This is a genomic window from Paractinoplanes globisporus DSM 43857, assembly GCF_000379645.1.
Classification (GTDB): Bacteria; Actinomycetota; Actinomycetes; order Mycobacteriales; family Micromonosporaceae; genus Actinoplanes; species Actinoplanes globisporus.
On record NZ_KB903294.1, the window covers coordinates 508,290 to 521,431 of the forward strand.

The 13,142-nt window shown below is 72.0% G+C and carries 12 protein-coding genes; 4 read left to right on the plus strand and 8 right to left on the minus strand.

Going from position 1 to position 13,142, the window contains the following annotated elements; genetic code table 11:
• Positions 1–71: 71 nt before the first annotated feature.
• Entirely contained in the window at positions 72–1,007 is a 936-nt protein-coding gene (locus A3CQ_RS0102260; protein ID WP_020509286.1) for an NAD(+)/NADH kinase, read from the minus strand.
• Between the two features lie 81 nt (positions 1,008–1,088).
• Here A3CQ_RS0102260 and A3CQ_RS0102265 point away from each other — a divergent pair, with 81 nt between their 5' ends.
• The gene (locus A3CQ_RS0102265; protein ID WP_020509287.1) at positions 1,089–2,489 is read left to right on the plus strand and encodes an outer membrane protein assembly factor BamB family protein; all 1,401 of its coding nucleotides are present in this window, start codon (positions 1,089–1,091) and stop codon (positions 2,487–2,489) included.
• A gap of 13 nt (positions 2,490–2,502) precedes the next feature.
• Here A3CQ_RS0102265 and A3CQ_RS0102270 read toward each other — a convergent pair whose 3' ends face one another.
• From A3CQ_RS0102270 to A3CQ_RS0102285, 4 genes are read right to left on the minus strand one after another with little or no spacing between them, the layout of a single operon-like run.
• Entirely contained in the window at positions 2,503–3,318 is an 816-nt protein-coding gene (locus A3CQ_RS0102270) for a carbohydrate ABC transporter permease (protein WP_020509288.1), read from the minus strand.
• Entirely contained in the window at positions 3,315–4,223 is a 909-nt protein-coding gene (locus A3CQ_RS0102275; RefSeq protein WP_020509289.1) for a carbohydrate ABC transporter permease, read from the minus strand. Before A3CQ_RS0102275 ends, A3CQ_RS0102270 begins: the two co-directional genes overlap by 4 nt.
• Positions 4,220–5,488 carry an ABC transporter substrate-binding protein gene (locus A3CQ_RS0102280; protein WP_020509290.1) on the minus strand — a complete coding sequence of 423 codons (1,269 nt, stop codon included), beginning with the start codon at positions 5,486–5,488 and terminating at the stop codon, positions 4,220–4,222. Before A3CQ_RS0102280 ends, A3CQ_RS0102275 begins: the two co-directional genes overlap by 4 nt.
• A gap of 23 nt (positions 5,489–5,511) precedes the next feature.
• Positions 5,512–6,420 (minus strand): N-acetylmuramic acid 6-phosphate etherase, encoded by a 909-nt coding sequence (locus A3CQ_RS0102285; RefSeq protein ID WP_020509291.1) that lies wholly within the window; start codon positions 6,418–6,420, stop codon positions 5,512–5,514.
• 219 nt (positions 6,421–6,639) lie between these two features.
• Between A3CQ_RS0102285 and A3CQ_RS0102290 the strand changes: the two genes are divergently transcribed.
• The 3 genes from A3CQ_RS0102290 to A3CQ_RS0102300 are packed head-to-tail and all read left to right on the plus strand — an operon-like array spanning position 6,640 to position 10,526.
• Positions 6,640–7,908 (plus strand): exo-beta-N-acetylmuramidase NamZ family protein, encoded by a 1,269-nt coding sequence (locus A3CQ_RS0102290; protein ID WP_020509292.1) that lies wholly within the window; start codon positions 6,640–6,642, stop codon positions 7,906–7,908.
• Positions 7,905–9,566 carry a serine hydrolase domain-containing protein gene (locus A3CQ_RS0102295; protein ID WP_020509293.1) on the plus strand — a complete coding sequence of 554 codons (1,662 nt, stop codon included), beginning with the start codon at positions 7,905–7,907 and terminating at the stop codon, positions 9,564–9,566. The genes A3CQ_RS0102290 and A3CQ_RS0102295 overlap by 4 nt, the downstream gene beginning before the upstream one ends.
• A 24-nt stretch (positions 9,567–9,590) precedes the next feature.
• Positions 9,591–10,526 carry a MurR/RpiR family transcriptional regulator gene (locus A3CQ_RS0102300; protein WP_020509294.1) on the plus strand — a complete coding sequence of 312 codons (936 nt, stop codon included), beginning with the start codon at positions 9,591–9,593 and terminating at the stop codon, positions 10,524–10,526.
• 277 nt (positions 10,527–10,803) lie between these two features.
• Here A3CQ_RS0102300 and A3CQ_RS0102305 read toward each other — a convergent pair whose 3' ends face one another.
• The 3 genes from A3CQ_RS0102305 to A3CQ_RS0102315 form a co-directional block, all read right to left on the minus strand.
• Complete coding sequence (locus A3CQ_RS0102305) at positions 10,804–11,784, minus strand: N-acetylglucosamine kinase (protein ID WP_020509295.1); 981 nt, start codon at positions 11,782–11,784, stop codon at positions 10,804–10,806.
• A gap of 25 nt (positions 11,785–11,809) precedes the next feature.
• Positions 11,810–12,040: a hypothetical protein gene (locus A3CQ_RS51130; protein WP_020509296.1), complete on the minus strand. Its 231-nt coding sequence runs from the start codon at positions 12,038–12,040 to the stop codon at positions 11,810–11,812.
• Between the two features lie 189 nt (positions 12,041–12,229).
• Complete coding sequence (locus tag A3CQ_RS0102315) at positions 12,230–13,141, minus strand: cation diffusion facilitator family transporter (protein WP_020509297.1); 912 nt, start codon at positions 13,139–13,141, stop codon at positions 12,230–12,232.
• Position 13,142 lies beyond the last annotated feature (1 nt).

A 13,142-nucleotide genomic window follows, 5' to 3' on the forward strand; every position in this document is an offset into this window, starting at 1 on the left:
GGCCGAGCGCCCGTCAGCTTTCGGCGGGCGCCCGGTTTCGGCGGGCCGCCCGGCCTCGCCGCCCGGCCGATCTACGGCTGCGGCAGGGTGCCGGCCTCGGCGCGGCGGCGCAGCTCCGGCGGGATCAGCTCGAGCAGTTGGTCGCGGCGCACCGGCAGGTCGAGCAGGCTCAGCTTGATGCGGCTGCGGCTGGCGTGCTCGCTGGCCGCGAACCGCACGACCTGGGCGGCGCCCGGCCGCAACATGGCGGTCAGCCGGTCGCCGGGCTGCAGCTCGCCGCCCGCCACGCCGTCCACGTCCACGACGATCGGCGCGCTCTCGGCGGCCACCGACAGCATCACGCGATCGCCCGCGCCCAGCACGACCGGGCGGCCGATGCCCGACATCGGCGCGACCGGGGTGATGACCAGGGCCCGCGACGACGGCGACAGCACGGGACCGCCGGCCGCGTAGTTGTACGCCGTCGAGCCGGTCGGCGTGGCCACGATGACCGCGTCGCCACGGTAGTAGCCGTAGCGCTGCCCGTTGACCGCCAGGTCGACCGAGATCGAGCCGGACCGCGCGGCGCGGCCGAGCACGAGGTCGTTGAAGCCGTACTTGGCGGACAGTCCGGTGACCTCAAGGCAGGCGTGCGGCTCGACCGTGAAGTCGCCCTCCGCCAGCCGCTTCAGCGCCGACGGCAGCTCGGCCGGGGTGACCTCGACCAGGAACCCGAGGTGGCCGTGGTTGACGCCGAGCACCGGGGCCGGCCGCCCCACCATGAGCCGCAGAGCGCCGAGCATCGTGCCGTCGCCGCCGAGCGCGACGACCCCGTCGACCGAGGCCACGAATTCCGGCTCGGTAACGATCTCGACGCCGGCCGGCACCCGCTCGCGGTCGCTGTCGCGGGCCAGCACCCGGATCTCCTGCTCGCGGCCGAAGGCCAGCAGGGTCTCGACGGACCGGTCCACCAGCTTCGTCGGATGCAGAACCAGCCCAACGGCCCTGACGCCCCTCTCGGAACCCATGCCATCCACCCTAGCCGCGCCCCCTGCCCCGGTCGGCCCGGCTTCGGAGGGAGAGAGCGGGACGGTGGCACACTGGGCGGCATGCGCGCAAAGGCCGCGATCCTGGCCACCTCCACGGGCCTGGCCCTGACCCTGGCCGGCTGCAGCTCCGGCGGAGGCGGAGGTTCGGCGGTCGCGCCCCCGGCGAGCGCTCCCGGCGTCGCCAGTGCGAGCCCGGGCGCCAGCTCCGGCGCGGCCGAGTGGCCGATGTACCACGGCACCCCCGACCACGCCGGCGTCTCGACGACGATGCCCGCCGCCTCCGGCGCGCCGCGCCGCATCCAGAACCTGAAGCTGGACGGCGCCGTCTACGCCTCTCCCCTCGTCGTCAACGGCCTGACCATCGTCGCCACGGAGAACGACTCCGTCTACGCCTTCGACGGCTCGTACGCCCAGGTCTGGAAGCGCAGCCTCGGCACGCCCTCCCCGGCCGAGGAACGCCAGTGCGGGAACATCAACCCGCTGGGCATCACCGGCACGCCGATCTACGAGGCGTCCACGGGCAAGGTCTACGTGGTGGCCGAGCACGGCGGCGCCGTACGGCACGAGCTCTACGCTCTCGACCCGGCGACCGGGGAGGTCGCCTGGAGCAAGAGCGTCGACCTCCCCGGCGTGAGCGCTCGCGACATGCAGCAGCGCGGCGCCCTGGCGGTCACCGGCGGCAAGGTCTGGATCCCGTACGGCGCCCAGGCCGGCGACTGCGGCGACTACAAAGGCCGGGTCGTCGGGGTGCCGCTGGACGGCGGTGACGGCGTCGTCTACTACAGCCCTCCGACCAAGCGCGGCGGTGGCATCTGGAACCCGGCCGGCCCGACGGTGACGGCCGACGGGCATCTGCTGGCGGTCTCCGCGAACGGGGCCGGCTTCCCCGGCGACAACTACGACCACACCAACACGGTCCTCGAGCTGGACTCGTCGGCCAAGCTGGTCGACTCGTTCGCCCCCTCCGACTGGGCCGAGAACAACCAGGGCGACGTCGGCCTGGGCTCGCAGGGCGTGGCGCTGATCGGCACGAAATGGGCGGTGCTCGGCGGCAAGTCCGGCCCGGTCTACGTGCTGCGCCAGGGCGACCTGGGCGGCATCGGCGGCCAGGTCGACGTGCAGGACATCTGCCTGGTCTTCGGCGGCTCCGCCGTCAGTGGCGACACCGTCTTCCTGCCCTGCACCGACGGGGTACGCGCGGTGCGGGTCGACGACGCCGGCAAGCTGCACGTCGTCTGGCACGCCGACGACTCGATCACCGGCTCCCCGGTGATCGGCGGCGGCCGGGTCTGGGTGCTCGATACGAGCGGCGGGGTCCTGCACGGCCTCGACCCGGCCACGGGCAAGAGCCTCGGCGAGGTGGAAGTCGGTGATGCGAACCGGTTCTCGACCCCGGCGCTGAAGGGCACGGACGTCATCGTCGGCACGCTCACCGGCGTCGCGGTGGTCCGCACCAGCTGACGCTCAGCGCCGCTCAGCGCCCCATGCCCGCGGTCAGCCCCTCGACGATCTGCTTGGTCGCCACCAGGAACAGCACGACCAGCGGGACCGTGGCGATGACCAGGCCCGCGAACAGCGCCGACCAGTTCGTCTGGAACTCACCGAAGAACTGGGTGAGCCCGACCGGCAGCGTGTACCGGTCGGTGGTGCGCAACAGCACGAGCGGGAAGAAGAAGTCGTTCCACAGTGGCACGAAGCGGAACACCACGACCGTGGCGATGGCCGGCTTCACCAGCGGCGCCATCACCCGCGCGAAGACCCGGAACTCCCCCGCGCCGTCGATGCGGGCCGCCTCCTCGAGCTCGCGCGGCAGCCCCCGGAAGAACGCCGACATGATGAAGACCGAGAACGGGATGCCGCTCGCCGCGTACACGAGAACCAGCCCGAGCCGCGAGTCGACCAGGTTCATGCTTCCGAGCAGGTAGAAGATCGGCAGGATGCCGAGCCGGATCGGCAACATCAAACCCGCCAGGAAGTACGCGATGAGCACCCCGCTGCCCCGGAAGCGAAAACGGCCCAGCACGTACGAGGCCGGCAGCGAGACAGCCACGTCCAGCGCCACCGCCCCCACCGTCACCAGCACCGAGTTGCGCACGTACGTGGAGAACGAGGCCTGGGTCCAGGCCGTCGCGTAGCTGGAGAAGTCCACTGTGGTGGGCAGGGCCAGCGGGCGCGACAGCACCTCGGTGTTCGGGCGCAACGAGTCGATCACCATTACGATCAGCGGCGCCACGGCGACCGCGGCGTAGCTCCACAGCAGCAGGTATCCGGCGACGCGCCATCCCCTCATGTCAGGGAGGCCTCACGCCGCCGGACCACGCGGTTCGCGACCACGGCGATGCCGAAGGTAAAAAGGAACAACAGCGCCGCCAGTGCCGAGGACTGACCAATCGCATTGGTACCGCCCTCCTGGAACGCCACCCGGTAGAAGATCAGCCCGAGCACGTCGGTGGCGCCGCCCGGCCCCGTCGGCTGGTTGCCCTGGGCGCCCTCGAGCGAGTAGACGAGCTCGAACGTGTTCATCGAGCCGATGAAGGTGAGGATCGAGACCACGCCGATGGCCGGCAGCATCAGCGGCAGCGTGACCCGGAAGAACCGCTGCCCCGCGTTCGCGCCGTCCACCCGCGCGGCCTCGCCGTACTCCGGCGGCAACCCAGCCAGCGCCGCCCCGAACAGCAGCACCGGGAAGCCGATGTACTGCCACGCGTTGACCAGGATCACCACCGGCAGCGCGGTCGCCGGGTCGCCGAGCCAGGGCCGGGCCAGCGAGCCGAGCCCCACCGCGTCGAGCCCGGCGTTGAGCGGGCCGAAGGTCGGGCTCAGCAGCAGGCTCCACAGGTACCCGACGACCAGCCCGCCGATCAGGTACGGCACGGTGTAGACCGTCCGCAGGAACCGGCGGGCGACCGGCAGCTCGACGAGCAGGACGGCGACCAGCAGGCCGAACGTGTTCTGCACCAGCATCGTCCCGGCGAAGAACGCCATCGTGTGCCAGAACGCCGGCCCTAGCTGCCGGTTGAGCGGGAACGTCGTGAAAAGGCTGGTGAAGTTGCCGGCGCCGGCGAACCCGCCCCGGGCCGTGCCCTCCCATTGCCAGAGGCTGTCGGTCAGCGCCGACAGCAGCGGGTAGACGGTGAACACGGTGTAGAGCAGGAACGCCGGCAGCAGAAACCAGAAGGCGACCCGCCACCTCACGGTTTGAACCACTGGGAGACGCCGGTCTGGATGTCGCCGGCCACCTGCGCCGCGGTCTGCTGGCCGAGCAGCATCTTCTGCAGGCCGGTCGCCTGCAGGTCGCTGCCGAGCGGCGTGCCGTAGCGGAAGTCGACGAGCATCAGGTACGGCGTCGGGTCGGTGCGGTACGCGCTGACCATCTGGCCGAGCAGCGGGTCGCTCGACTGCACGCCCTTGACCAGCGAGACCTGCTTGAGGTTGTCGGCCACCTGCTGCCCGAACTCGGTGGTGGTCATCCACTGCAGCAGCTCGAGCGCCTCCTTCTGATGGTCCGACTTCGCGTTCAGCCCGTACGAGGCGTCCACCCAGCCGACCTGCAGCGGCTTCGCGACCACTGCGCCGGGCGGTGGCGGCGGGTTGAAGACGCCCAGCTTGAGCTCCGGGTTGATGGCCTTCATCGGGGCGAGCGCGAACGATCCCTCCGGGATCATCGCGGCCTTGCCGGTGGCGAACAGCGTCTGCACGTCGGTCTCCCCGAGGCCCATCATGTCCTTCGGGAAGTACGGCTTGAGCTGGTTGAGCACGTCGAGCGAGGCGACGTACTCGGGGTCGGTGAACTTCGCCTGCCCGGCGAGGACCTTCTTCTCGAAGTCCGGCCCGCCGTACCGGGTGGCCGCGAACGTGTCGTTGTACAGCGGCAGCAGCCAGGTGTCCTTGCCGGACACGGCGAACGGCGTGATGCCGGCGGCCTGCAGCTTCTTCGCGTCCGCGATCATCTGGTCCCAGGTGGCCGGCGGCTGGAGCTGGTTCTTCGTGAAGATGTCCTGGTTGTAGTAGACCTGGAACGTCGACATCTCCAGCGGTACGCCGTAGACCTTGCCGTCCTTCTTGCCGCGGATGCCGTCCAGCGCCCCGGTCTCGAAGTTGGTCAGGCCGGCCACCTTGCCCTCCAACGGCACGAGCTCGCCCGCGTCGATGAGGGGCTGCACCCCGCCGTACGCCCGCAATTGTGCGACGTCGGGGCCGCCGGCCTGGGTCAGGCCGGTGGAAAGGATGGTGTTGTACTCGGTTGCCTTGTACGGCTTGAAGTCAACCTTGATGTGCGGGTGCGACTCCTGGAACTTGGCGAAGATCTGCTTGTAGACGGCCGCGTCCTCGGGCCGCCACGACCAGACCGACAGCGTGACGTCGCCGTTGTCGCCGTTGGATCCCGTCGCGGTACAGGCGGCGGAGGCGGCCATGGTGGCCGCGACCGCGAGAACCGCGAATCCGTTGCGCGCTCTCATCTCTCTGCCTTTCGCAATCGACTTCAGCCGGCGATGGCCAGCGCTTGCCGCACCGCTCCTCCCGACGCCGCGAGCGCGTCCCGCGCCACTCCGACGGGCACCCCGGCCAGCAGCGAGACCAGCGCGACCCGGCAGTCGCCGCCGGCGCGTTCCGCCGCCACCGCGCAGACCTCGGGGTCGAGCCCCGTCGCCTCGACGAGGATCCGCACGACCCGGCCGCGCAGCTTCGCGTTGCGGGCGCCGACCGCGACCATGAGGTTGGAGTAGGTGCGGCCCAACCGCACCATGAGCGCGGTCGAGAACGCGTTGAGCAGCATCTTCTGCGCCGTGCCGGCCTTCATCCGGGTCGACCCGGCGATCACCTCCGGGCCGGTGGCCACCCCGACGTGCACGTCGACCTCCGTGCCGAAGCTCGCGCCGGGATTGGCCGACATCAATATCGTACGGGCGCCTCGGGCTCGCGCGGCCCGCAGTGCCCCGATCACGTACGGGGTGCGCCCGCTCGCGGTCAGCCCGACCGCGACGTCCTCGGGCAGCAGTTCGCCGCCCTCGTCCGCGCCGCCCACCTCCTGGTCCTCGACGTTCTCGATCGGACGCTGGACCGCCTCGAGGCCGCCGGCGTGATGGGCGACCACCTGCGACGGATCGGTGCCGTAGGTCGGCACCAGCTCGGCCGCGTCCATCATCGCGATGCGCCCCGACGTGCCGGCCCCGAAGTAGTGGACGCGGTGACCGCCGCGCAGCGCGACCGCGGCGAGGTCGACCGCCCCGGCCAGCGCCGGCAGCACCGCGCGGACGGCGGCGGCGACCTTGGCGTCCTCGTCATTGATCATGCACAGCATGTCGAGCGTGCCGGCGAGATCGATGTCCACCGTGTCCGGGTTTCGCTCCTCGGTCGGAGCGATGACCCAGGGGTTCGTTTGTGCCGCCACGACAGAAACTTTCCATGATGTGTTTCTCTTCGTCAATCTCTTACCGTCGATGATCGCGAGCCGTTGTCCCTGATCGGACATTGACGCCGCTCCTCCGATGTCACTAACCTTCACACTTGTCAAGCAACTGGAAAATGGGCTTCAAGGAACGGGGGCCCGCGGTTGGGCGACAACGCTGCCGCCCAGCCGCGCGGGCCGCCCGCCGACGGAGGGAGCGCTGTGCCGGTCGGCCGTCGCGGATTTCTGGCCATCTCGGCGGGCATCGTCGCCGCGCCCGGCCTCGGAGTCCCGGCCGCCGCGTCCCGTGGACGGGTGCGCACCGGCGTCGAGCGCCTGATCGCCTCGCGGTACGAGATCCTGCGCGGCCGGCGGATCGGCGTCATCACCAATCCCACCGGCATCCTGCCCGACCTGCGGCACGAGGTCGACGTGCTGCACGCCGACCCGGCCGTCGAGCTGACCGCCGTCTTCGGCCCGGAGCACGGCTTCCGCGGCACCGCGCAGGCCGGCGGCTCACAGGGGTTCTACGACGACCCGCGCACCGGTCTGCCCGTCTACGACACGTACGGGAAAAGCGGCCAGGCCCTGGCCGACGTCTTCACCGCGTCCGATGTGGACACCGTTCTCTTCGACATCCAGGACGTCGGCGCACGCTTCTACACCTACATCTGGACGCTGTACGACTCGATGGTCGCGGCGGCGCTGGCCGGCAAGCGGCTGGTGGTGCTGGACCGTCCCAACGCGATCTCGAGCCGGCGGGCGTCGGGCCCGGTGCTGCACCCCGAGTACGCCACCTTCGTCGGCCGTAAACCGATCGCTCAGGCCCACGGCATGACCGTCGGCGAGCTGGCCCGGCTCTTCAACGACACCTGGGTCGCCGGCGACGCGGGCCGCCCGGCCGACCTGGCCGTGGTGGAGATGGACGGCTGGCACCGGGACATGTACTACGAGGACACCGGGCTGCCGTGGGTGCCGCCGTCGCCGAACATGCCGACCGTCGACACCGCCGTCGTCTACCCCGGCACCTGCCTGTTCGAGGGCACCCTGGCCTCGGAGGGGCGCGGGAGCACCCGGCCGTTCGAGATGATCGGCGCGCCGTACGGCGACTGGCGCTGGGCTTCGGCGCTCACCGAGCTGCGCCTGCCCGGGGTGGCGTTCCGGGAGAACTACTTCACTCCGACTTTCTCCAAGTTCGCGGGCGTGGCGGTCGGTGGGGTCCAGCTCATCGTCACCGACCGCCGCGCCTGCGACCCGATCCGGACCGCGATCGCCATGCTCGTGACGCTCCGGCGGGTGTACCCGGCCGGTTTCGCGTGGCGGCCGGACAACTGGATCGACAAGCTCACCGGTTCCGACCAGGTCCGCACGGCGATCGACGCGGGCCGGGACACCGACGAGATCGTGGCCGGTTGGCAGGGCGAGCTGGCCGCCTTCCGCGCGCTGCGCGCCCGGTACCTCCGCTATCCCGACCGGGAAGACCGCCGATGACGTCCTTGGCCGGGACCGCGGCCGCGATCCTCTCGCTTCTGATGCCGCCGCTGGTCTTCACCCCTGGGCAAACGCTGCACTATGGCCGCGCGGCGCAGGCCGGACTCGTGCCGTCGTCCATCGAGAAGATCGCCGACGACATCGACACGTACGCCCGGACATCGCCGCCCGAATACGCGGGCGCGGTCGCGCTCGCCGCCCACAACGGGGTGATCGTCGCGCACGACGTGACCGGGTACGCGCTGCGGTACGCCGACGACAAGCCCACCGAGCTGCCGCCGGACCAGTGGATCCCGATGCGGGCCGACACCATCTTCGACATCGCCTCGATGACCAAGTTGTTCACGTCGATCGCCGCGGTGCAGCTCATCCAGGCCGGCCGCATCGGCCTCGACACCCCGGTCGTGACCTATCTCCCGGCGTTCGCAGCTAACGGCAAGTCCGGCATCACCATCCGCGAGCTGCTCACCCATACTTCGGGGCTGCCGGCCGATCCGGTGCCGTCGCTGTGCTCCTACGCGACCGACGACGGGCGCTGGGCGGCCGTCTACGCGGTGGCGCCGATCGCGCCGCCGGACACGACCTACCTGTACAGCGACATGAACCTGATGACGCTCGGCAAGGTGATCGAGACGGTCACCGGGCAGCCGCTCGACCGGGTCGTCGCCGACCACATCACCCGGCCGCTCCGACTGCGCGACACCATGTTCAACCCGCCCGCGTCGCTGCGCCCGCGAATCGCCGCCGAGGAGTACCAGCCGTGGACCGGCCGCGGCATCGTCTGGGGCAGCGTGCACGACGAGAACGCGTACTGCGTCGGCGGGGTGTCCGGGCACGCCGGCGTCTTCTCGACCGCGCACGACCTGGCCGTCCTGGCCCAGTCCCTCCTCGACGGCGGGCGGTACGGCCGCACCCGGATTCTCTCCTCGTCTTCGACCCGATTGTTCTTCACCAACTTCAATCAGGCGTACGGGAGAAACGCGCACGCGCTCGGGTTCGAGCTGAACCAGCGCTTCTACATGGACGCGCTGAGCTCGCCGGTGACGGCCGGTCACACCGGCTACACCGGCACCTCGATCGTCATCGACCCGCTGTCGCACTCGTTCGTCATTCTGCTGACCAACCGCGTCCACCCGAGCCGGGCCTGGGGCAGCAACAACCCGTCCCGCCGCGCGGTGGCCCGCGACCTCGCGCTCGCCCTGCCGGTGCGCCCCGCCTCCGGCCCGACCGACTGGTTCTCGGGCACGGCCGACGCCACCACGGTGACCCTGACCGTGCCGGTGGCCGTCCCGGCCGAGGGCGCCCGGCTGTCGTTCGACCTCTGGTACGACACCGAGGAGACGGACGTCGGGCGCCTTGAGTCGTCCACCGACGGCGGTGTGACCTGGCAGCCGGTTCCGTTCTCGCTGCCGGCCGGCCCGACCGACGGCTCGTTCTCCGGTTTCGAGGGCCGACGCTGGCTCGCCGCGACAGCCGGGCTCGCCCCCGGCACGACCGGGCTGCGCTGGCGGTACACCACCGACGCGCTGTACGAGGGCCGCGGCGTCTACGTCGACGGGATCCGGGTGACCGGACCGCGCGGCCCGCTCTTCGACGACCGCCGGCCCGCCGACGCCGCCCTCGTCCAGCCGGACGGCTGGCAGCTCAGCCGGGTCTGAGCGCGGTCGGCTACGTTCACAGCCATGGCACGTACCCGAAAGCCCGCCACGCCGGTCGAGGCCGAGCCGGTGCCCGCGGCCGCCACCGCGGTGCACATCCGCGCGCTCCTGCCGAGCCTGCAGCCGTCGATGCGGCAGGTCGCCGAGCAGGTGCTGGCCGACACGAGGGCCACGGCCACGCTGACCGTCACCGAGCTGGCGGCCGCCTCCGGCGTCTCCGAGGCGACGGTCATCCGGTTCTGCAAGGCGATCGGCTTCGCCGGGTACCCGCAGTTGCGCCTGGCCCTGGCCGCTGAGGCCGGACGGGCCCAGGGCGCCGACCGCAACGGCCGCGAGCTCGACACCGACATCCGCCCCGGCGACGACCTGGCCCGGGTGGTCGAGAAGATCGCCTTCGCCGACGCCCGGGCGGTCGAGGAGACGGGCGCCCAGCTGGACATCGTGGTGCTCGAGCGGGTCGTCGAGGCGCTGGTCCGGGCGTCGCGGGTCGACCTGTACGGGGTCGGGGCGAGCGCCTTCGTCGCCCTCGACTTCCAGCAGAAGCTGCACCGCATCGGCCGGGTCGCCTTCGCTTGGCCGGACACCCACGTGGCCCTGACCAGCGCGGCCCTGCTGCGCCCCGGCGACGTGGCGATCGGCATCTCACACACCGGCACGACCACCGACACGATCGACGCGGTGACCGAGGCCCGCTCCCACGGCGCCACGACGGTCGCGCTGACCAACTTCCCCCGCTCCCCCATCGCCCAGGCGGCCGAACACGTCCTGACCACGGCCGCCCGCGAGACCACGTTCCGCTCCGGCGCCACCGCCAGCCGCCTGGCCCAGCTCACGGTCGTCGACTGCCTGTTCGTAGGCGTAGCGCAGCGAACGTACGGCCAAACCCTGGCCGCGCTCGACGCCACCCGCGCGGCAGTCGGCAGCCGCCACACTTCAGGCCCCCGCCGAACCAGCCGCTGACGGTTCGCCCGCGACCCGGCCGAACCGCCGACGGGGCGAACACGCCTCGGCCGGCCGCCGGGCTGGCCGACGCACCCTCACCCGCTGCCAGGCTGGCCGACTCGCCTACCCGCCGCCAGGCCGGCTGCCGCGCCNACCCGCCGCCAGGCCGGCTGCCGCGCCCACCCGCCGCCAGGCCGGCTGCCGCGCCCACCCGCCGCCAGGCCGGCTGCCGCGCCCACCCGCCGCCAGGCTGGCTGCCGCGCCCACCCGCCGCCGGGGAGGCGGCCGCAGCCGGCTAGCCGGCGAGGCGGGCGTGGATCTCGGTCAGGCGCTGGTCCGGCCATTCCGGGCGGATGCTGCGCACGGCCAGCCAGGCGGCCCCGACCAGGCCGTCGGCCGGGGCCAGCACGTCACCGCCGAACCGCCCAGCGATCAGCTCGCGGACCCGGCGGCCGACCGGGGAAGCCGGTTCGCGCACGACGCTGCCGTTGAGCACCAGCGGCGCCGACTCGCCAGTCGCCCGCACCTCACCGATGAGGCCGACCAGCCGCGCCGCGGCGTCATCGCAGATGGTCGCGGCGACCGCGTCCCCCGCCGCCTCGGCCGCGACCACCAGTGGCGCCAGCGCGGCCAGCTCGATCGGTGGCTGGCCCGCCGCCGCGCGAATGAGGCCGGACCGCCGTCGCTCGGCCGACCCGCCGCCCGAGTCCCCCAGCAGCCGCCCGCAGACCGCGCCGGCCAGCGCGGTCGACGCCCCGGTGCCACAGATCGCCGCGATCGCCCGGCGCACGGCCTCGCGACCCATCCAGAAAGCGGAGCCCTCGTCCCCGAGCAGCCAGCCGAGCCCGTCGGCGGTGGCGTCGACGCGCCGATCCCGAATCCGCACCGCCATCGCACCGGTGCCCGCGAGCAACACCGTCCCCTCCGCCCCCGCGGTGGCCGAACTGAACGCGACCTCGGCGTCTCCCACGTACCGCGGCGAAACCGAGATGCCAACAGCGGCCAATGCCTCCCTGAACGCCCCCGCCGCCCGCTCGTCGTCCAGCGTGGCCCGCCCGGCAACGCCCAGCACGACGGCGCGCACCCGCCCCGGCTCCAGCCCGTCCAGCGCCCGCCGAGCCGTCGCCGCCAACTCGGCGGCGGCCCGCTCGGCGCCGTGCGTGGTCGGGTTCCCTCCCCCACCCTCCACGGTGACCAGCCGAGCCCCGCCCACGGTAGCCACGGTCACCCGGGTCGACGTCCCACCCAGATCCGCACCGACGACGAGTTCGTCCATCCCGCACACGGTAGCGGTGCTCCGGTCAGCCGGCCTTGAGGCGGCTGGCCTTCACCGTGGTCTGGCGTGGGCCGACGACGCGGCCGTCGTTGCTGATCTCGACGCCGTGGACGTCGTACCAGGTTTCGCCGTCGTGGGTGCGTGGGCGGGTCCAGTCGACGCCTTCGATGACCATGCGGAGCACGCCGGCGCCGAAGAGGTAGTCGGTCTCCGCGAAGGTCCACACCCGTGGCGGGAGTCCGTCGTGCGCGTCCATAGCCAGATCCCCGATCCCTCGTCGAGCGCGCCGGGACTTGCGTCCCGCCATGTGAGCATGCACCTGCGCGCGCAAGAGCACGTTACTTTGCACGTGCATCTGCACGGAGGGGCCGACGATCGATCCGGAAGTTCACCCTCCGTCCACCGTCCGGACGATGTGTTCCGTGCGGGGCGGGCGGAGGCGATCTCAGACCGTCAGCGTAACGGTGACCTGCGCGATCGAGGGATCGGCCTCCAGTTCGGACCGCAGCCGGTCGACCTTGGCGATCAGGGTTTCGGCCGGCTCCTCCCGGCTCGACCGCGCCGGCGCCAGCAGGATGTTGACCAGCAGGCGGGACGGGCCGACGTAGACGGCGTGCACCGTGGTCGGCTCGCCCACCCATTCCGCGTCCGTCACCTGCCGCCGGATCGGCTCGACCACGTCGTCCGGGGCAGCCTCCTCGAGCAGCAGGCCCTTGGACCGGCGGGCCAGCAGGAAGGCCACGACGACCAGCAGGACGCCGATGGTCATGCTGCCGATCGCGTCCCACGCGGCCCAGCCGGTCACGGCGTGCAGGATCAGCGCCACGAACGCGACGGCCAGGCCGACCAGCGCCGCCGAGTCCTCCAGGAACACCGTGGTGGCGCTCGGATCGGACGCGCGGGCCAGGTGCTGCACCATCGAGCGGCTCTGCTCCTTCGACTCCTTCGCGAGCTGCTTGCGGGCGGTCTGCCACGAGTAGCCCTCGAACGCGGCCGCCACGACCAGCACGCCGATGCCCACCCACAGCGACTCGACCGGCTCGGGCAGCAGCAAGCCGCGGATGCCCTCGCCGATCGAGAGCGCGCCGCCGATCAGGAAGATGCCGAGCGCGGCGAGGAAGGACCAGAAGTACCGCTCCTGGCCGTAGCCGAACGGCCGCGACGGGTCTGGCCCGCCCGCCGACTTGCGCAACCCCACGAAGAGCAGCACCTCGTTGCCGGTGTCGGCGATCGAGTGCAGGGCCTCGGCCCACATCGACGCCGACCCGGTCAGCAACGCCGCCACGATCTTCGCCACGGCGATCGCGAAATTGGCGGCCACCGCCACGATCACCGTCCGGGAGCTTCCGCTGGTCACG

Bases quoted from the DNA above. Each gene is read 5' to 3' on its own strand.
- A3CQ_RS0102300 (WP_020509294.1), top strand. From the start codon at position 9,591: ATGGCACGTACCCGAAAGCCCGCCACGCCGGTCGAGGCCGAGCCGGTG.
- A3CQ_RS0102270 (WP_020509288.1), bottom strand. From the start codon at position 3,318: ATGAGGGGATGGCGCGTCGCCGGATACCTGCTGCTGTGGAGCTACGCC.
- A3CQ_RS0102280 (WP_020509290.1), bottom strand. From the start codon at position 5,488: ATGAGAGCGCGCAACGGATTCGCGGTTCTCGCGGTCGCGGCCACCATG.
- A3CQ_RS0102305 (WP_020509295.1), bottom strand. From the start codon at position 11,784: ATGGACGAACTCGTCGTCGGTGCGGATCTGGGTGGGACGTCGACCCGG.
- A3CQ_RS51130 (WP_020509296.1), bottom strand. From the start codon at position 12,040: ATGGACGCGCACGACGGACTCCCGCCACGGGTGTGGACCTTCGCGGAG.
- A3CQ_RS0102265 (WP_020509287.1), top strand. From the start codon at position 1,089: ATGCGCGCAAAGGCCGCGATCCTGGCCACCTCCACGGGCCTGGCCCTG.
- A3CQ_RS0102295 (WP_020509293.1), top strand. From the start codon at position 7,905: ATGACGTCCTTGGCCGGGACCGCGGCCGCGATCCTCTCGCTTCTGATG.
- A3CQ_RS0102260 (WP_020509286.1), bottom strand. From the start codon at position 1,007: ATGGGTTCCGAGAGGGGCGTCAGGGCCGTTGGGCTGGTTCTGCATCCG.